Source organism: Vitreimonas flagellata (assembly GCF_004634425.1).
Lineage (GTDB): Bacteria > Pseudomonadota > Alphaproteobacteria > Caulobacterales > Aquidulcibacteraceae > Vitreimonas > Vitreimonas flagellata.
The window spans coordinates 137,426-154,707 of sequence record NZ_SBJL01000004.1 but is presented as its reverse complement, the minus strand read 5'-3'; the positions used below and the strand labels follow the sequence as shown (position 1 = coordinate 154,707).

At 63.4% G+C, this 17,282-nt stretch carries 21 protein-coding genes; 7 read left to right on the top strand and 14 right to left on the bottom strand.

The annotated features are described in order from the left end of the window. Nucleotides 1-80 precede the first annotated feature (80 nt). The gene (locus EPJ54_RS16540) at nt 81-482 is read left to right on the top strand and encodes a metallopeptidase family protein (RefSeq protein WP_135212863.1); all 402 of its coding nucleotides are present in this window, start codon (nt 81-83) and stop codon (nt 480-482) included. Here EPJ54_RS16540 and EPJ54_RS16535 read toward each other — a convergent pair. The 6 genes from EPJ54_RS16535 to EPJ54_RS16510 all read right to left on the bottom strand — a co-directional run bounded on the left by EPJ54_RS16535 (nt 479) and on the right by EPJ54_RS16510 (nt 6,031). Continuing rightward, on the bottom strand, nt 479-1,105 hold the full coding sequence (locus tag EPJ54_RS16535; RefSeq protein ID WP_135212862.1) for a hypothetical protein: 627 nt from the start codon (nt 1,103-1,105) through the stop codon (nt 479-481). The genes EPJ54_RS16540 and EPJ54_RS16535 overlap by 4 nt on opposite strands. A gap of 201 nt (nt 1,106-1,306) precedes the next feature. Further along, entirely contained in the window at nt 1,307-1,855 is a 549-nt protein-coding gene (thpR, locus tag EPJ54_RS16530) for an RNA 2',3'-cyclic phosphodiesterase (RefSeq protein ID WP_135212861.1), read from the bottom strand. Between the two features lie 2 nt (nt 1,856-1,857). After that, on the bottom strand, nt 1,858-2,916 hold the full coding sequence (locus EPJ54_RS16525) for an aldo/keto reductase (protein ID WP_135212860.1): 1,059 nt from the start codon (nt 2,914-2,916) through the stop codon (nt 1,858-1,860). Between the two features lie 398 nt (nt 2,917-3,314). After that, nucleotides 3,315-3,764 (bottom strand): c-type cytochrome, encoded by a 450-nt coding sequence (locus EPJ54_RS16520; RefSeq protein WP_135212859.1) that lies wholly within the window; start codon nt 3,762-3,764, stop codon nt 3,315-3,317. 51 nt (nt 3,765-3,815) lie between these two features. Beyond that, nucleotides 3,816-5,096, bottom strand: coding sequence for a hypothetical protein (locus EPJ54_RS16515; RefSeq protein ID WP_135212858.1), 1,281 nt, complete (start codon nt 5,094-5,096; stop codon nt 3,816-3,818). 71 nt (nt 5,097-5,167) lie between these two features. After that, nucleotides 5,168-6,031 (bottom strand): MBL fold metallo-hydrolase, encoded by an 864-nt coding sequence (locus EPJ54_RS16510; RefSeq protein WP_135212857.1) that lies wholly within the window; start codon nt 6,029-6,031, stop codon nt 5,168-5,170. Nucleotides 6,032-6,118: 87 nt separating this feature from the next. Here EPJ54_RS16510 and EPJ54_RS16505 point away from each other — a divergent pair, with 87 nt between their 5' ends. From EPJ54_RS16505 to EPJ54_RS16480, 6 genes are all read left to right on the top strand, one after another. After that, complete coding sequence (locus EPJ54_RS16505; RefSeq protein ID WP_135212856.1) at nt 6,119-6,445, top strand: ArsR/SmtB family transcription factor; 327 nt, start codon at nt 6,119-6,121, stop codon at nt 6,443-6,445. Continuing rightward, nucleotides 6,442-6,975: a rhodanese-like domain-containing protein gene (locus EPJ54_RS16500; RefSeq protein ID WP_239590985.1), complete on the top strand. Its 534-nt coding sequence runs from the start codon at nt 6,442-6,444 to the stop codon at nt 6,973-6,975. Before EPJ54_RS16505 ends, EPJ54_RS16500 begins: the two co-directional genes overlap by 4 nt. Before the next feature lie 2 nt (nt 6,976-6,977). Continuing rightward, nucleotides 6,978-7,748, top strand: a complete 771-nt coding sequence (locus tag EPJ54_RS16495) for a sulfite exporter TauE/SafE family protein (protein WP_135213139.1) — start codon at nt 6,978-6,980, stop codon at nt 7,746-7,748. 9 nt (nt 7,749-7,757) lie between these two features. Next, a complete protein-coding gene (locus EPJ54_RS16490; RefSeq protein WP_135212855.1) occupies nt 7,758-8,135 on the top strand; it encodes a nuclear transport factor 2 family protein in 378 nt (125 codons plus the stop codon). A 41-nt stretch (nt 8,136-8,176) separates the two neighbouring features. Then, a complete protein-coding gene (locus EPJ54_RS16485; protein ID WP_135213138.1) occupies nt 8,177-8,662 on the top strand; it encodes a GNAT family N-acetyltransferase in 486 nt (161 codons plus the stop codon). A 322-nt stretch (nt 8,663-8,984) separates the two neighbouring features. Beyond that, entirely contained in the window at nt 8,985-10,289 is a 1,305-nt protein-coding gene (locus tag EPJ54_RS16480; protein WP_135212854.1) for a tyrosine-type recombinase/integrase, read from the top strand. Between the two features lie 410 nt (nt 10,290-10,699). Here EPJ54_RS16480 and EPJ54_RS16475 read toward each other — a convergent pair whose 3' ends face one another. From EPJ54_RS16475 to trbL, 8 genes are all read right to left on the bottom strand, one after another. Next, nucleotides 10,700-11,947 (bottom strand): type II toxin-antitoxin system HipA family toxin, encoded by a 1,248-nt coding sequence (locus tag EPJ54_RS16475; protein ID WP_135212853.1) that lies wholly within the window; start codon nt 11,945-11,947, stop codon nt 10,700-10,702. After that, on the bottom strand, nt 11,944-12,267 hold the full coding sequence (locus EPJ54_RS16470) for a helix-turn-helix domain-containing protein (protein WP_135212852.1): 324 nt from the start codon (nt 12,265-12,267) through the stop codon (nt 11,944-11,946). The genes EPJ54_RS16475 and EPJ54_RS16470 overlap by 4 nt, the downstream gene beginning before the upstream one ends. Before the next feature lie 83 nt (nt 12,268-12,350). Further along, a complete protein-coding gene (locus EPJ54_RS16465) occupies nt 12,351-12,953 on the bottom strand; it encodes a DUF6088 family protein (protein ID WP_275574764.1) in 603 nt (200 codons plus the stop codon). 103 nt (nt 12,954-13,056) lie between these two features. Further along, a complete protein-coding gene (locus EPJ54_RS16460) occupies nt 13,057-13,590 on the bottom strand; it encodes a hypothetical protein (RefSeq protein WP_135212851.1) in 534 nt (177 codons plus the stop codon). Continuing rightward, nucleotides 13,577-14,665: a TraB/TrbI/VirB10 family type IV secretion system protein gene (locus EPJ54_RS16455; protein ID WP_135212850.1), complete on the bottom strand. Its 1,089-nt coding sequence runs from the start codon at nt 14,663-14,665 to the stop codon at nt 13,577-13,579. Before EPJ54_RS16455 ends, EPJ54_RS16460 begins: the two co-directional genes overlap by 14 nt. After that, nucleotides 14,662-15,399: a TrbG/VirB9 family P-type conjugative transfer protein gene (locus EPJ54_RS16450; RefSeq protein ID WP_167755790.1), complete on the bottom strand. Its 738-nt coding sequence runs from the start codon at nt 15,397-15,399 to the stop codon at nt 14,662-14,664. Before EPJ54_RS16450 ends, EPJ54_RS16455 begins: the two co-directional genes overlap by 4 nt. 149 nt (nt 15,400-15,548) lie before the next feature. Then, nucleotides 15,549-16,232 (bottom strand): conjugal transfer protein TrbF, encoded by a 684-nt coding sequence (trbF, locus tag EPJ54_RS16445; protein WP_135212848.1) that lies wholly within the window; start codon nt 16,230-16,232, stop codon nt 15,549-15,551. Further along, nucleotides 16,229-17,281 (bottom strand): P-type conjugative transfer protein TrbL, encoded by a 1,053-nt coding sequence (trbL, locus tag EPJ54_RS16440; protein WP_135212847.1) that lies wholly within the window; start codon nt 17,279-17,281, stop codon nt 16,229-16,231. The genes trbF and trbL overlap by 4 nt, the downstream gene beginning before the upstream one ends. Between the last annotated feature and the right edge of the window lies 1 nt (nt 17,282).

Sequence of the window (17,282 nt, the reverse complement as noted above, 5' to 3'; positions counted from 1 at the left end):
AAGAAAAATGACGCCGCCGTCAACTTGCCTCACCGATTTTTTTCCGTGGGCGGCCGGGCCACCCCATATAAACGCCCACGATGAACCCGCTTTTGCCCCCTTCCCTCGACGATTTGGAGCGCATGGCGCAGCGCGCCTGGGCGGCGCTGCCAGCTGAATTCCGGGCGCTGGCGGGGGACGTCATTTTCCGGATCGAGGACTTTGCGGACGAGCAGACCCTGGCCGACGTCGGCCTCGGAGACCCACTCGAGCTGACCGGTCTCTATTCAGGCCCAGACCTCACCGAGCGCTCGATCATGGACCCATCGCCCAGCGCGCCGATGGTCATGCTCTATCGCCAAGCCATTCTGTTCGAATGGGTCTCACACGGCGATGTGCCGTTGGACGAATTGGTCGAGCACGTGCTGGTGCACGAGATCGGCCACCATTTCGGCCTCAGCGACGACGATATGGACGCGCTTTCCGAGCAGGCCGACAATTAGCGCCGCACGCGCTGCAGGCGACTTTCCGGAATAGCGTCGCGGCTGCTCATGCCGAGCGATTGCGAGCAATAATCTTCCGGCGAGTCCAATTGCGGACGCATCGGATCGCGCTCGTACACCGCCTGCACCGACGAGACGCAGCGATCCCACGCGCGGATATCTTCGTTGCGTTGCTCGCGTGAGCGGAAATCGCCATCGGGCGCACGCACTTGTTCGCGCGCTTCGCCCGGCACCACGATGTCGTCGTCATCCGAACGCGGACGCGGCGGCGGCGTAGTGGACACCGGCACGCGCACCTCAGGCGCAGCGACCGGCGGCGCGGTCGGCGTCGGCGCGGGCGTGGGCGCGACTTGCGGCGGCGTGGTGAGTGCGGCTGAGCGTTGCGGCGGCGCCACTGCGGCGGGCGGTGTAGTCAGCGTCGGGCGCGGATCGGCGGCAGGCGCGACAACCGGGCCCGCATTGGCTTGCGGCGGCTGCAGTTCAACGCTGCGGACAGGCGGCGGCGCGGCGCGTTCAGCAGATGCGGCTTGCGGCGCGCGCGACGCGTTGCGGCCAGCGGATTCGATGTTGGCGCAGGCGCCCAGCGCCACCAAGCTCACCGCCATCACCAAACGTCCGAACATGCGCTGCTCCCTCAGATCTCAATCCTACCTAGGGCCGAAAGCGCCTGCCGCCTAGTGAACTCTGCGCGCGCATGCCGGCATCGCAAAGCGCACGCGCGCCGCGAACATCATGACAACGCCTCCATGTTCCGCGGCAGGTCTCACTCAGCATTTCGCCGAAACCGCGACAAGGTCTCGCTCGTCGGGTTTGGGCAGGCAAACTTATCCGCGCAACGGGTACTGGGCCTCGAGCCTATAAAGGCTCGGCGCCAATTTGCGTGTGAAGCTCGAATAAAGCCCGAAGCTCTCTACCCGAAAGGGCGGCGTCTCAAATAAGGCAAGGCGCTGTTCGAAGGATTGCACGCGATCGAGCGGCGCATTGTTGAGGTACGCCATCGTCACGTGCGGCTTGAACGCGTGCGCGTCCGGTTTGAGCTTCGCCCGCCGCGCCGCACGCTCACAATCGGCGGCTAGTTTTTTCAACGGCTCGCTTGCTGTCACGCCCATCCATAACGCATGCGGATCGGCGCCGCCGAACGTGCCGGCGCCCTTCAGCGCAATCTCGAACGGCGCATGGTTCTCCGCGATCGCCGAGAGTTCGCCATCGATATCGTCGGCGACGGGCTCGGCGACTTCGCCGAAGAAACGCAGCGTGACGTGAAGATTTTCGCGCGGCCGCCACTTGGCGCCGCCTATGCCCTTCTGCAGCGGCAAAAGGCGTTCGGCGATGTGGTCAGGAATGTCGAAGGCGGCGAAAAGACGAAGACTCATATTTAGGGGCAAGGATCGGGATGGCTTGCATGCAACGCGTTGACGCGCGTTTCCATGTCGTCGGTCCAGGTTACATCGAAAGCGGCGAGGTCTTCTTCCAGTTGGCGCACGGTGCTGGCGCCAATAATCGTGCTGGTCACCCACGGGCGCGTGTCGACAAATTTGAGCGCAAGCTGCACTGGCGTGACGCCAAACTCACGCGCGGCCTTCACATACGCCACGGTCATCTCTTCCGCGCCAGGGCCTTCGTAACGCTGCAGACGATTATAGAGTTTGCCGCGCGAGCCTTCAGGCTTTGCCCCACCGAGATATTTGCCAGTAAGCACGCCCTGCGCCAGCGGCGAATACGCCAGCAAGCCCACCTGCTCGCGCAGCGCCACCTCCGCCAAGCCGCCGGTTTCAAAACGGCGATTGAGCAAATGGTACGCGTTCTGGATCGACGCCATGCGCGGCAGACCACGCGCGTCGCTCTCAGCCAGATAGCGCATCACACCCCACGGACTCTCGTTCGACACGCCGATCGCACGGATGTTCCCTTTGTCGATGTGACGGCCAAGCGCCTCGAGAATGTCGCCGAAGGCGATGAAGTCTTGCGGATAGTCTTTGTACATTTGAAAGCCGAAGCCGCGATAGAGGCGATCCGGCCAATGCACTTGGTAGAGATCGAGATAATCCGTCTGCAGACGCTTCAAGCTCTGCTCGACGGCGTAGTCGATCTGCGCGCGCGAGACGCGCACTTGGCCATCTTCGAGACGCTCTTCCGGCCTGATCCATTTCATGTCGCGCGTGCGGCCCGCCACCTTTGACGCGAGCACGATCTTGTCGCGCCCGCCGCGCGCCTTGAGCCACGCGCCGATCACACGCTCGGTATTGCCTTGCGTCTCCGCTTTCGGCGGGCTCGAATACATTTCCGCCGTGTCGAAAAAATTCACGCCGCGCGCCAACGCCAGATCCATCTGCGCGAAGGCGTCGCTCTCAGGCGTCTGATCGCCGAACGTCATGGTGCCGAGACAAATCGACGACACTTTCACGCCAGTGCGGCCAAGTTCACGAAGCTGCATGTGATCCCCTCTTCACTGAGGAGATAGGAACAGCGCGGTTGATCGCGCCAGAGCAAAAAAACGCATAAAGAAAGGAAAAATCGCGCATCGCCTGGCGTTGCCGATTTGTTCGCTCATACATCACCATACGCTGAAACGTCGCCTGACGCCGGCCGACCTCGACTGGCCCGCATTCCCTGCAGCACCATTGCTGCGCGCGGTACTTTTTCGTCGAACGGGAAGACAACTTGGCGCGCGCCGTGGCCCTGGTGTTGTGTGCTGCAAGAGCTATTGCAACGGGAACCGGCAACGGCGCCGATGTCTTCCGACACGCATAGGCAACACCCAACACGCACGCGCGTCAAGCTTCATTGCGTTCACGATTTCATGTCAGCGTTACGCGCGTTACGCGCGGAACGTCATTCGCCCGGCGGCGTTGTCGCCGTCGCTTCGCCCGCAACGGGCAGCGTCGCGATATACGCCGTGATCGCGCGCGCATCGTCGTCGTTCAAACGATACGCAGGCATCGGCGGCAGCGGACGCGAACCATCCGGGCGCACGCCCGTCTGCAAGAACGCCGCGAACTGCTCTTGCGTGAAGTGACTGGGAATACCCGCGAGCGGCGGCGCGACCGGCGCCCACGGCATCGGCATGGTCGGCGCAAAGCCGAGCGTCGCGCCTTGCAAGGATTGCGTCATGTCTGGACCTTGCGGGGTCATCGGCGTGTGACAATCGTTGCAGCCGCCGATCGCGGTCACGAGATATTCGCCGCGCGCGACGATCTGCTCTTCGGTCAATTCCGCAGGCGCTTGCTGCGCGCACGCGCCCAACGCCGCTAGCGCCAAGGCGCTGATCACAAACTTACGCATATCCTCTCCCCAGAGTTGCTGGTCGCTGCTTTACCGTCATTCGGGCGCAGATCAAGATGGCGGCGGGCTGGGCGGCGTGACGCCGGGCAAAAATTCCGACGCCCGCGCATTCGGAATGATCACCAGCACATCGAAGCTCGCGATCAGCTGGCGCGCATCGGCCGAGAGATGCGCCCAGCGCCGCGGACGAAGTTTCCAGGCGCGCAAATCGAACACCGTGATCTCATCGGCGCTCACGTAAGGCGCAAGGAACGACCAGCTTTCGTTGAACCCTTCATCACACGGCGTTGGCGGGCCGGCAAAACCAGCCGTCGCGCCGCCTGGTCCGCACGCGGCGTAGATCGAGAGTGACTGGCCGCCACTTTGAATGGCGAGTTCATTGACAAAGCCGCCGAGCCCCTGCGCCATCGTCGGCGTGGGGCCGCGATACATGTGATAGCCGCCGAACTTCAGCAGCACGCGCGGCGGCGCGCCGTCCGCACGTTCCGCTGCGCGATAGTGCGCGAGGAAGTTTTGCTTCATCAGCGTCTCCCGTTCGACATTCGCGAACCAGGATTCGCCGCTGCCGCCGCTGAACGGGCGATAGATACGCTGCGATTGGATCATCGCATCGACAAGTTCCGCGAAGCGCGCATCGCGTCGATGCGTAAGACGCGCGCGCAATGCTTCAAGCGGCGCCGTTTCTGATTGGCCGAGCCAGCTCAGATTCCCGCGCGCCGCATCCGCCAGCTGCGCCGCCATCGCGCGCGCTTCTGGATCGCGAGCATTGGTCGCAATCTCTGTGAGCAGCCAGGGCGTTGCGCCGAGGAACACTTGGTCCAAGCCCCACAAAGCCGGCTCACGACGCGCGCGCGACGTATCCACGATCGTATCGGCGAATTGCGCTTCGGCGTCCCAGCTGAAGAACGGCGCGACCACGGCGCCGCCGCGCGGTTCGATGAAGCGCGCCCACGCAGCGCTATCGCCCGCGCGCAGTTCGCGCTCCATCGCTTCCGCCACCCACGGATCGACCTCGATGGCGGCGTAGTTGAAGCCGACCGCATTGAGATCGCGCCAATAGGCTTCGGCGAATTGGGCGATGCCGGCATTGCCGTGCTCTTCGCCAATCGCAACGAATTGGGATTCAGCACCAAGCGTGCGCAGAAGGTCGGCCCCGGCGCCTGTGAGGCGGCCATTCTCCAACCGCGCGGTGCTGCGCGAATGTTCGATCAGCGCCGGCAACAATGTCTGCGGCTCGGCGCCTTGTGGCGCGGGCGGCGGAGGTGTTGGCGGTTCAGCAAACGCAACGCCCGTTGCAAACGCCAGCGCGGCCAGACTTACGGCAAATTTCATGAGGCTCCCTCCCGTTCTTATCGAGAGGGATGCACGCGCCGACGGCTTTGGATGCCGCCCAAGCGCGATTTTCAGAGCGCGTCGAGCGGCAGCTTCAAATAGCGGACGCCATTTTCTTCCGCCGGCGGCAATTCGCCGGCCTGAATGTTCACCTGGATCGACGGCAGGATCAGCGCCGGCATCTCCAGCGTCTTATCGCGCGCCTCGCGCATGGCGACATATTGATCCTCGCTCACGCCATCGCGCAGATGCACGTTCTGCTTCTCCGCCGCGATCGTCGTTTCCCATGCATAGACGTCGCGTTCTGGCGCCTTGTAGTCGTGACACAAGAACACCCGCGTGCTCTCGGGCAAAGCGAGCAGTTTGTTGATCGACCGATAGAGCGTGCGCGCATCGCCACCTGGAAAATCGCAACGCGCTGTCCCATAATCCGGCATGAAGAGCGTGTCGCCGACGAACACCGCGTCGCCGACGAGATAGCTCACGCACGCAGGCGTGTGCCCCGGCGTGTGCAACACCTTGATCTCAAGCTCACCGAGCTTCAACACCTCGCCATCGCGTACAAGGCGATCGAACGGGCGGCCATCCGCTGTCACGTAGCCAAGATTGAAGACGCCCTTAAATACTTTCTGCACGGTCTTGATGTGCTCACCGATGAGGATCGGCGCGCCAGTCGCTTGCTTGAGGAACGGCGCCGCTGAGAGGTGATCCGCGTGCGCGTGGGTCTCGAGCAGATACTCGACCTTCACGCCCTCGGCGCGCACCGCATCGAGAAGCGCCTGCGCCGAAAGCGTGCTGGTGCGACCCGACTTTTGATCGAAATCCAGCACGCTATCGATGATGGCCGCCGCCTTCGTGGCGGGGTCCCACACCAGATAGCTCACCGTGAACGTGGGCTCGTGGAAAAAGGCGCGAACTTGCGGGCTAGCGGCCATGGCTGGACTCCATCTGTAACTCGATCTTGCGCTTATATTAGCATTCGCTATATTAGCTTCAACTGATATATGGTCGCACCGATGGCAATGGCTGATCTATCCCCCAAACAATTCGCCGCCAAGGCTGGAGAGGCGGCGGCGCTCCTCAAGGCGCTGGCGCACGAAGCCCGGCTGATGGTGCTCTGCCAACTCGTCGAAGGCGAGCATTCGGCGGGCGCGCTGCAGGAGATGTCCGGCCTTTCGCAATCGGCGCTCTCGCAACACCTCGCGCGACTGCGTGAGGATGGCCTGGTCGACACGCGCCGCGAGGCGCAGACCATCTATTACAGCCTCGCCGACGATAAAGCCGCGCGCGTGCTGGAAACTCTTGCGTCCATCTATTGCCCCCCAAATAAGAAGAGGTCTCCCAGGTGAGTACGCTTAAACCCATCGACGCACGCGCTTTGAAGCAAAAGCTCGACAGCGGCGACGCCATCCTGATCGATGTCCGCGAGACGGACGAACACGCGCGCGAGCACGTGATTGGCGCGCGCCTGGCGCCGCTCAGCTCCATCGACTCCCACGATTTCGACCGCGACCACGGCAAGATCGCCGTGTTTCACTGCCGCTCAGGTATGCGCACCCAAGCCAACGCGGCCACCCTGCTCGGGCGCGGCTTCCGCGAAGCCTATTATCTCGACGGCGGCATCGAGGCGTGGAAAAGCGCCGGCTACCCGGTGCACACCAACGCCAAGGCGCCGCTGGAGATCATGCGGCAGGTGCAGATCATCGCTGGCGGCCTCGTCGTCACGGGCGTCGCACTCGGCCTGCTCGTACACCCTGGCTTCTTTGCGCTCTCCGCCTTCATGGGCGGCGGTCTCTTCTTCGCAGGCGCAACAGGCTGGTGCGGTTTGGCGTTGCTGCTGAAGACGATGCCGTGGAATCGGCCCACCGCTAATCCATAGTGATCGAACTTGCTGACATTCTGGCCGTGATCAGCGGCGCACTGGTTGGGCTGGTGCTGGCGCTGATCGGCGGCGGCGGCTCGATCCTGGCGACGCCGGCGTTGCTCTACGTTGTCGGCGTCTCCAATCCGCACATGGCGATCGGCACCAGCGCGCTCGCCGTCTCGATCAACGCGTTCGCCAACCTCATTCCACACGCGCGACGCGGCAATGTGAAATGGCGCTGCGCGGCCGTTTTCGCGGGCTCCGGCGTTGCCGGCGCGGCGCTGGGCGCTTCGATCGGCAAGCTGACCGACGCGAAAATCCTGCTGCCGCTCTTCGCGCTCGCCATGATCGTGATCGGGATCTTGATGCTGCGACCGCGCAAGAGCGAGGGCGACAGCGACGTCGTGCTCAGTCGCGAGAACGCGCCAAAGCTGATGGGCTACGGCCTCGCCGCCGGCGCTGTCTCCGGCTTCTTCGGCATTGGCGGCGGCTTCCTCATCGTGCCAGGCCTCATCGCCGCCAGCGGCATGAGCATGATCCAAGCCGTCGGCTCGTCGCTCTTCTCGGTCGGCACGTTCGGCGCGACCACCGCCGCCACCTATGCGCTCGACGGCCTGGTCGACTGGCGCGTCGCCGGGCTCTTCATTTTTGGCGGCGTCGTCGGCGGCATGATGGGCGCGGGCCTTGCCGAGCATCTGGCCAAACAGCGCGGCATGCTGCAGCGCGTCTTCGCCGGCGTGGTGTTCGTCGTCGCGATCTATATGCTCTACCGGTCCTTCACTGGTTAGGAGCCGCCCATGAGTGCGTTGGAAAAATGGTACGCCTACGCCAAGAGCCACGACACAAAGGCGCTGTGGGATTTGCTGGCGCCGGACGCCGTGTTTGAAAGCCCCGTCGTGCACACGCCGCAACGCGGCCGCGAGATCACCTTCAAATATCTCGACAGCGCGCTCAAAGTGCTCGGCGGCGACGGCTTCCGCTACATCGGCGAATGGAAAAGCGCCAACGGCGCCGTTCTTGAATTCGAGCGCGAGATCGATGGCATCCGCATCAATGGAATCGACATGATCAGCTGGAACGACGACGGCCAGATCACGCATTTCAAAGTGATGATCCGCCCGCTGAAGGCGATCAATCTGCTGCATCAACTCATGGGCGCGCAGCTGCAGAAGTGACGCTCCAGCTCCGCATCGCCACCCCCGCTGACGATCCGGCAATGCGCGTGCTGATGAACCGCGCCATCGCTGAATTGCTGAGGCCCTATTTGCCGCCCGAAGGCGTCGCCGCGTGCTTCGAAGTGATGGGCATCGATACGCAGATCATTGCCGACAACACCTATTTCGTCGTCACCGAACACGACGCAATCGTCGGCTGCGGCGGTTGGAGCCGGCGCGCCACGCTCTTCGGCGGTGACCACACCAAAGGCCGCGACGCAGCCCTGCTCGATCCCACACGCGATTCCGCCCGCGTGCGCGCGATGTATACAGACCCCGCGCACGTCCGTCGCGGCATCGGCCGCATGATCCTCGACGCATGCGAAGCCGCCGCTCGCGCCGAAGGTTTCACAAACGTCGAACTCGCCGCCACCCTCGCGGGCGAACCGCTCTATCGCGCGTATGGTTTTGAGTTAATCGAGCCGATCACGTCACGCATAAGCACCGGCGTTGAAGTGCCGTTGCTACGGATGGGAAAACGAATTTAGCCGACGCCAGCAGTCGCCGCGGGTCAGAAAATGGTGGGCGCGACAGGGATCGAACCTGTGACCCCTACGATGTCAATCGCAATTTTGCCGTTTCACACTGCTTCAGCTTCGTTCTACCTGGTATTGGCACGACTACGCATTTTCCCTTATATTTAGCGGGAAAACGTCGATTGAGACGACATGAGACGGAGGACCGCCGCACCGCCCCAGCGCACCGGATTCGCTACCGCGCCGCTACCAAATCGAGGGCTTCGTGACCCTCGGCGCAAAAACGAAAAAAATCGACCGATTTGGTAGCCGTCCGGAAGCGACTTGGAAGCGGATGCGGGTCGGCAGCGAAGGCGATATGGTTCGCAAGAGCGCTTCAGCCAACAAGCCCTTCACTGACTTACGCGTGCGCGCGCTGGTCAAGGGCCCACCACGCGATCATTTGGATGGCGCGACGCCTGGCCTGTTCTTGCGGGTCGGAAAGCGCAGCGCCAGTTGGTCATTGCTCTATCGCGTGACCGGCCATGGCGGCGAGAGCGAATCAGGACACAAGACCAAGGGGCCGATGCGACGGATACATATTGGCGACTACCCGCATGTCAGCCTCGCCGCCGCACGCGTGAAAGCCCACTCGCTTATGCAGATCGCCGAGGGCGGCGAAGATCCCAAACGAGAAGCGACGCGAACCACCAGCAGCTCAAGGACGCTTGCGTGGTTGGTCGATCAATATGTCGAGCAATACGCCACGAAGGCGCTCGCTTCGGGGCAAGTCGGCGGCTGGGTGCTGAAGCGGCATTGGACCCCCCACTTCGGAAAGCGCGCCTACGCCTCGATCACCCGCTCAGAACTAACCGAACGGCTCAAGCTCATCGCTGCATCGCCAGATCACGGCCCTGGCGCAGCCCTTGAGGCCCGGCGCTGGATCATGGGTCTCTATAGCTGGGCGATCAAAGAGGAGCTGGTCGCTCACAATCCGGCCGTTGGCCTGATTGGCCGCGAAGGCCTTCGACAGAGACCTGAAGATCTGCGGCCGCGCGAACGTGTGCTGGCAATCGATGAAGCGCGCGCAGTCTACAAAGCCACATTCAAAATGCCCGCCCCATGGGGCGAGCTTGCGCGTGTGCTGCTGCTGTCGCTATCGCGGCTCAGCGAGTTTTCGAAGGCCGAACGAGGATGGTTTGACCGTGCCGGCCGAAACCTCGAGGTCCCGGGTACGGGCCACAAAAATCGGCACCCAAAAACGATCCCGCTAACAGATCTGACTTTTGTGATCCTCGAACAGAGGCCCGTCGGCGAGAGCGGTCCGTATCTCTTCTCGACCACGGACGGGGAGAAACCCACCTATAGCTTCGCCGACAATTACGCGAACAAGCTTCGAGAACTCACGGCCGTCGAACTGGGGCGCGAGCTGCCGCATTTCACGCTGCATGACTTTCGCCGGTCTGGCTCAACTCATTTGACCGGATTGGGCGTGAACGAAGAAGTCGTCGAAATGCTGCTAGGCCACAAGATTAAAGGCGTACGCGGCATCTATATGAAGCACAAATTCCTTGAAGAGCGACGCAACGCGCTGCGCCTATGGGAAAGCATCCTGACCGCGCCGACCCCTGCCGTTGATATCAAGCATCGTGCGCAGTGAGGGACATCGCCCCGGTGATGGCGTGCAATCTCACCGTTGGAAAGCGGCAAGATCGTAATCGTGCTTCTACCAAGCATCGAAGAGGTCATCGCAATTTTACTTACGTCATCAGTTTGCGGGCATGCCAAGCTGCTTGGTAACCAACGGCAATCGGCAAACGCCTGGGGATTCCCCATTGGCCTGCAATGGGGAGACGATTGGCGCTGCCCATTGAACTACCCATTGGGGACAACCAACTTCGAACAGCGGCCACTTGGCTCGGCGACGCCAGAGCTGCGAAACAGACCCGTCACATACTTCCCCTGCTGCCGATCAAGCCCGCTCACGCCATCGTGTCAGCGATTGTCATGCCTGCACTCTTCCGCTTGCGGTGTTGAGCACTGATCGGCTTCATCGCCGTGCTGTCAGAATCAAAATGTCTCCAAGACACGCGCATGCGCTTGCGCAACTAGTTTTCTTGACACAGCACTCACGCCAGCGCTCTTGGCCACCGCCTCCCAATCGGATATCGCGGCGCGTACTTCATCGATCGCAGCGGTCGTCTGCTTGTCGGACAGGCCGTGGCGTTTCGCGAGGTTCTCGATATGGGCTCGCGTTGGCCTGCGCCCCTCTCCTTCGACATCGAGATAGTGCTCGCCGCCGGGACCAGCGGCATAGGTCAGATCATAGGCCGGCGCTAATCGCCAATCGCCCGACTCATCCATCAAGAATGCGTGCTGGCGCGTGTGGTCGTCGCGATTGTGCGCAAGAACATTGAACACCATGCGCCGGAACGCGGCCGCAACGTCATCCGCTCGACGCGTGATAGCGCGCGTGGCCCGCAGCAGGGTATCGTAGCTCGACGGTGTTTGCGGCGGAGATTCGATCGCGCCCGACAGGGAGAGCATGTGGAGGCGCGCGCCCGGTTGCGGCCGATCAAAGCGACGCGTCGCAAAATAGCCCGGCCCCTTCTTCGATGCGATGAGCTTGTGTTCGGGGACATCGATGCCCGCCGCACGCGCCATGGATGCGTAGGCGTATTCGAGCGGCCCGATATCAATGGGATCCTCGGGCGCGCGAAATTTTACGATCCAAGCGGTGTGGCCCGGCGCTATCTCACCCGATCCAACGGAAACATTGCCCGCATCGTCAAAACCTACATGAACTTTGGGCCGCGCGCCGCCCGAGCCGCCGGCGAGCTTCGCCAAAGTTTCAGCGAGGTCTCCATCGTCGCCACTCAAGATCAATGCTGCTTCATCCGCCAGCGCATCGAGGTCGAGCGTCTCAACCTCGTCGCTTGGCGTTGTCGCCGGCTCAAATACGAGCGCGCCCCTGCCGGTCTCGCCGACAAGCGCGAGTTGCTCAGCAGCGGTCAGCGAGGCGATGTCAACGTCAAGCTTGGCGACGCGTTTGCGCATTACGAGATAGCCCCAACCTTCGGGCAATGCGTCGGCCAAGAAACCGTGCAGGCCGTTGAAGTTCCGTGTGCGCGCCGCGTGAAGTCCGGGCTCCGGCGGATAGTAGAGCCCCGCCGGATTAAGCGTGCTCGCTATGAGCTCCGACGACCATTCAAGTTGTCCGAGAGAGTCACTCATGGCGAGGCGCCCAACCGGCAAGCGCGAACGCGTCACGTTGAATTCAAGCGCGATGTTGAGAGGTGCGCCGCGAGGCAGTCTCATGGTCGCTTCGCCTTGCGGGCACGCGCGCGCTGAGGACGCTTGAGTTCGACGGCCTCACGCTGCTGCTGCAGCAACTCATCCATGCTGCGCGCGGGAGGCAGAGGGAAAAGATCGCCAAGTCTGTCCTCGCACCGCAGCGCGATCGCGACGTTGATCAGACTTTCGATCGTACCCTGCCCCTCCGTCTCCATCCGCCTTAAAGTCCGCACCCCAATTCCGGCGCGGCGAGCCGCCTCCTGCTGGGAGTAGTTAAAGGCGACCCGGCGGGCGCGAATGGCCTCGCCCAGGTCGCTCAGAAGCTCCGCAGGAACCTTCAACATGGGGTCAAATATGGCCCATTATCTGCCGAATGTCAACTCAAGAGGCCATATTTGGCCGGTAACCAGCCCGGCGACGCTACCCTTCAGGCAGCCAACGCGACACGATTCCGCAAGATCGCGCGCGCAGGTCCAAGCGCCCACACGGGCAGGCGCCGCAGATTGGCGACGAGCGCGGATGTCGCCGCATCGGAGGCGGTTCGCGCAATCTTCGCGGCCGCTTCATCGAGGTCGAACCCGCTGTCGCGCGCCCAAGCCAAAGCCTGCACGATCACGGCCGCATCTGTATTGAGAAGCGGCGCGAGCTTTGCGCCGCTGGGCCGAAACTTGACCCGCAAGCCCCCCACCGTGCGGTCGCCAAGCTTTCGGCTGGCCATGTAGGCGGGCCGCGACAGCACGGCTGTGGTGAGCCCCAGAGCATTGGCCGCCGCCAAATTGTCGGGAGCGGCGGTCGCGCCGACGCGGCGGGCGGCGGCGGCGGCGACGTCATCGGCGGCGGCAGGCGCATCGCCGCCCAAAAGCTTGCTTTGGCGCGGCCAATCATAGAGCCCTCGCCCCACCCGGCGCAGGGTTTTGGCTTTAACCAGGCGCGACAACGCCTGGTCGACCGCGGCCCGAGCGCCAAGGTCCACAAAGTCGGCTGGAGTAAAGATCATACCCCCTCGACCATGACCCCGCACGCGCCTCATTATTTTCGCTGGTAAATCCATTATTTATCTGTCTTACAGGCACCCTCTTGTGTCAGAAATAAATTGATTTTTTCTGACATTGCAAGAGCGTGTTTCCACCCACTTAGAGCCGCCCCGCCGGCTGGCGCGGGCGGTGGCGCAGAGCCAGGAGCAACCATTTCAGCTGAACCCGATCGAAGCGGCGCACCGCGGCGTCCTCCATCACGCTGGAGCCAGCCATTCGGACGCCGGGGACAAGACCCTCGCGCAGACGCCGCGCCACCGTCGCGCGCGACACGCCGAACAGGCCTTGGATGTCCTTGTACGTGAACCAGAGCTGGGATGGCGGCAGCGCTTCGAGCGCCGCGGCGACACTCTCATGCGCTTCGTCCGAATAGGCAGGCATGTCACCCACGCAAAGCACGCGCGATGGCCGCTCATCGATCACCCGCGCACCGGCGCGATTCAAAGCGGGCCTTGCCGCGATAGGTTTGACCGGCGCCTGCAGCTTGATCTCGGCGGGCGGCGCAAGCTCTTCAGTGAGCTCCGCATCAAACAATGAGAGCTGCCTTGACCGCGCACTTTCCTTGGCGCGGTCGCGCGCGCGGCGCCCCGGCGCGGAATCACCCTCGATGGCGTCGCGCTCACCCGCCACCATCTCGGTTCTCACGATAAGGACGAAGGCCGATGTCGCGCATGACCAGCACGCGCACGGGCGCGCCGGCGCGCACACGCAAGGTTGGACGCACCGAGAGTTCGCGCTCGACAAGCCTGTCGCCCGTGCGCGCCGCTTCCTGCGCCGCCGCGTCGCCCAAGCTCTGCGACAACGACGAGCCGTCATCCTCATCCTCGGCATTGTTGGCAACGATGCTAATGATAGCCGAGAGCGCAATGGCGCCGGCGAGACGGTCGAAGTGATTATCCGTTCTGTCGCGAAGCCCCGCCGCGCCCCCGGGATCGGCGCCCTGCATGTTTTGAAGATTGATGCTCCAGCCATTCGGCAGGATGAGCCGATTCCAGACCAAAACGAGCCGGCGATCGCCATAGGCGACGGCATTGTCGTACGTGCCGATGAGCCTGGAGCCCTGCGGGATGAGAAGGTGCGCGCCGGAGACCGTGTCGAAGACAGGCGCGGTCACCTGCGCGATGACCCGCCCCGGCGCATCTGAGTTCAGCTCCGTTGAGAGCGCGGCGGCGATAACGGAGCCTGCCATGATCTCATAACGCGAGCGCGGCGGCAGAAGCCGCGAAGGCAAACGATCGGCTTCTTCGCTTTCGCGCGCGCCTCCGGCTGACGGGTTGAACAGAATAGGCGCTGCGCGCGCGATGTCCTGGGGCTCGGGTTCAGAAGCGGCCGGCGCAGGCGCTCGCTGCGCCTCCTCACCTGACCACATTGCATCTGTTGGCGGCGCCAGCACATCATCCGAATAGGCGCCCTCACCGCCTCCATCCTCGGAGAATCCGGCGCCCAAATCAGCGCTCGCATAATCGGCCGGCGCGCTTTGGATCGTTTCTGGCGGACCGCCCGCTGTGGCCTGCGCATCAGCCTCGCGCCCAAATCTATTGGGCTGGGCACTCAGCCCAAACAGTAACGCCGCGGAAACAATTGCAGTCAGAGTGACCGCGCCGCCCAGCAGCACTTTGCGTGAGAGCCGCTTCGGCGACGGCGGGCGCGCGCGGATCGAAAGATCGGGTTGCGGCGCGGGCGCGTCCGGTTGAACCGCCGCGCTCATGGCCGGCCCCGCCGCGGACGCCGATGCGAAGCGATCGATTCGACTCGCTCGATGCCTACGATTTGCGGGGCGCGCACGCCCAAGCGCAGTTCCGCGCGATCAAATACGCGATCGACGATATAGCGCCGCCCATTGATACGATAATTGACGAGTTCGGCGCCCTCGCTGGTGATGACGAAAAGCGGCGGCAGTTCGCCTGCCTCGGTCGCCTCAGCAAATTCGATCCAGGTGCGGCGTCCATCGTCGAACACACGCAATGGCGTCCAAGCCGGGCGCACACCACGCAGAACGCGCACGCGGTAGTCGAAATTGAGCGCGCCTCCTTGCGTGTGCGCTGATTGCTCAGCGTCCGGATAGCACCAGGCGATCTCGGCCGAATAAGCATCGCCCGCTTGCGAGACGGCTTCGACCAAATAGGTGCGCCGATCCGTGACCAGCACGATATTGGTGCGTAAGCCGGCCGCTGCAGGCTTGACGAGAAGGAGAGTGCGCAACCCAAGCGAACCTTCGGCGATGGCTTCACTCACCTGCCAACGCGATGTGTCGCCCGCCGCGATGGTGTTGAGTGTCTCCCCCTCCTCCAACAGGATCGTGGAAATGAAGTTCGGGTTGGCGACGAGCTCGAAGATGGCGCCTGGCGCATAGGTGTAAACGTAGCGTGCGGCCTCAAAGCCCTCGCGCTCTGGCCGCTGCCGTGCGCCGCTATTGGCCTCGACCCAGGCTTGTCCGGACACCCGCGCCCTGCGCTCAGGCGCGGATTGCGGCGCCAATGTCAGAGGACGGCAACTTGCCACATTCTCGTCCGCGGCCGCGTCTTCCTGCGCGAAGGCTGCCGAATGGAATAACAGGAGAGCGCCGCAGATGCTCACGGATACAAGAGTTCTCATCGCACCCGGCTCCATGAGAAATCGGAGATCAAGAGACCCAGCGGATTGACCGCAATGTCATCGGCATTGCGCGGCGGCCGTGTCGTCACGGTGAAAACGCCGCTATAAGCCTCCCCGGCATTCGAGCCCGAGCCGTTGGTGCTGCGCTCAATCCAGCTCACTTCGTAGGAATTGTCCGAGCGCGCGATGATGGAGCGAATGTGGACCGTGCGTCCGACACGTCCGAGCGAGAGGAACGGATCGTCCTGGCGCGCGATCTCGGTCAGTTGCGCCGCGGCCTGCGGCGTCAGGAACCTGTACGCTTCAAGCCAATTCTCGCGCAGCACCACGCCATCAGTTGGCAGCGAGCGCACGAGGCGCACGAATCGTCCGATATGATACGCGGTCTGCGCTTCGTTTGGCGTCCAATGGCGCTCGGCCGCGCGCACGCTCAAGACCTGTCCCTGCGGATCGACCTCAACGACATGCACATAGGTGCGCTGCTGCAGCGCGATCGCGGTAGCGCCAATCATTGCGAGCGCTGTGGCGCCCAAAGCAGCAAACGCAATGCGCCGCCAGCTCCGCGCCGACAGAACCGCGCTGCCCATGCGCGCATCCCATTCCGCCTGCGCGCGGCGATACGGCGTGTCCGCAGGCTCTGGGGCAAAATTCTTCACCGGCGCTCTGAATGGAAAGCTCATGGTTTGCCTCCACTTCCGGGCGGCGAGCTTGGCCGTGCGCGCATGCCCGCATAATTGATCGGCGGTTGCGGCTGGGCGCGGCCGCCGCCACCGCCACCTCCACCACCGCGCCCGCCGCTGCGGCCAGGTCGGCGCGCGCCGCCTGCCAATGCGCGGCCACCTGCCACGAGGGCACCGGCGCCCTTGACGGCGCCCCAACCGGCGAGCGCCGTTGCGCCGACGGCGCGCACGGCGGCGCCTTGGCCTGCCCGCATCGCGTCGGCGCCGGAGAGATGCGGCTGGCCCTGCACGACTTCCGTTGCGAGATTGGGCGCGAACCAGGCGAGCGACATCACGGTCAGCCCGAACAGCATCACGTTAAGCGCCCCGCCCTCATCCAGGGTGAGTGTTGCGGGCAAGCTGTCGACGAAGGTCACCGAGATCGACGCGACGAAGGCGAGCACAAAGAGGCGCACGGCCGAGCCGACCACCCAGCCGATCGGACGCTCGGCGACCCAGGAAGTGCCGCTGAAAACGCCCCATGGCAGCGCGACGAAAGCCGCGAGCGCGCCGAGCTTGAACGCAATAAGCGCCACGAACACTTGCAGCGCGAGAAGAAAGAAGCCGAGCATCGCAGTGAAGGCGGCGACATAAATCGCGATGAGCGGACCGAAATCGGTGATGATGTTCATGCCCTCGCCCAATGCAGAGGTGCGGCCGAACATTTCGACGCCGATCTCGGCGACACGTCCTGGATTGTGCAGATCGGCCATGGAGATGCCGTCGCCGCCGGCTTTGAGGCCCAGCATCGCGCCCGATTGATTTATCGCGGTCGAGAGCGCGTCCCAATTGTTGATGAGAAACGCAAAGAGCCCGACGAACAGAACCTTCCGGAAGAAGGCTGCCATCGGCGCTTCCTGCGCCAACGCCCATTGCGCGCCAGCCAGCGTAATCGAGATGATGATGAGCGCGTTCAACACGAAGGCGATGTCGCCAGCGATCAGGCCGAAGCCCGAATCCGCGACCGCGAGGAAGCGATCGAGGAAGCCATTGAGGGTTTGCGGCTCCATC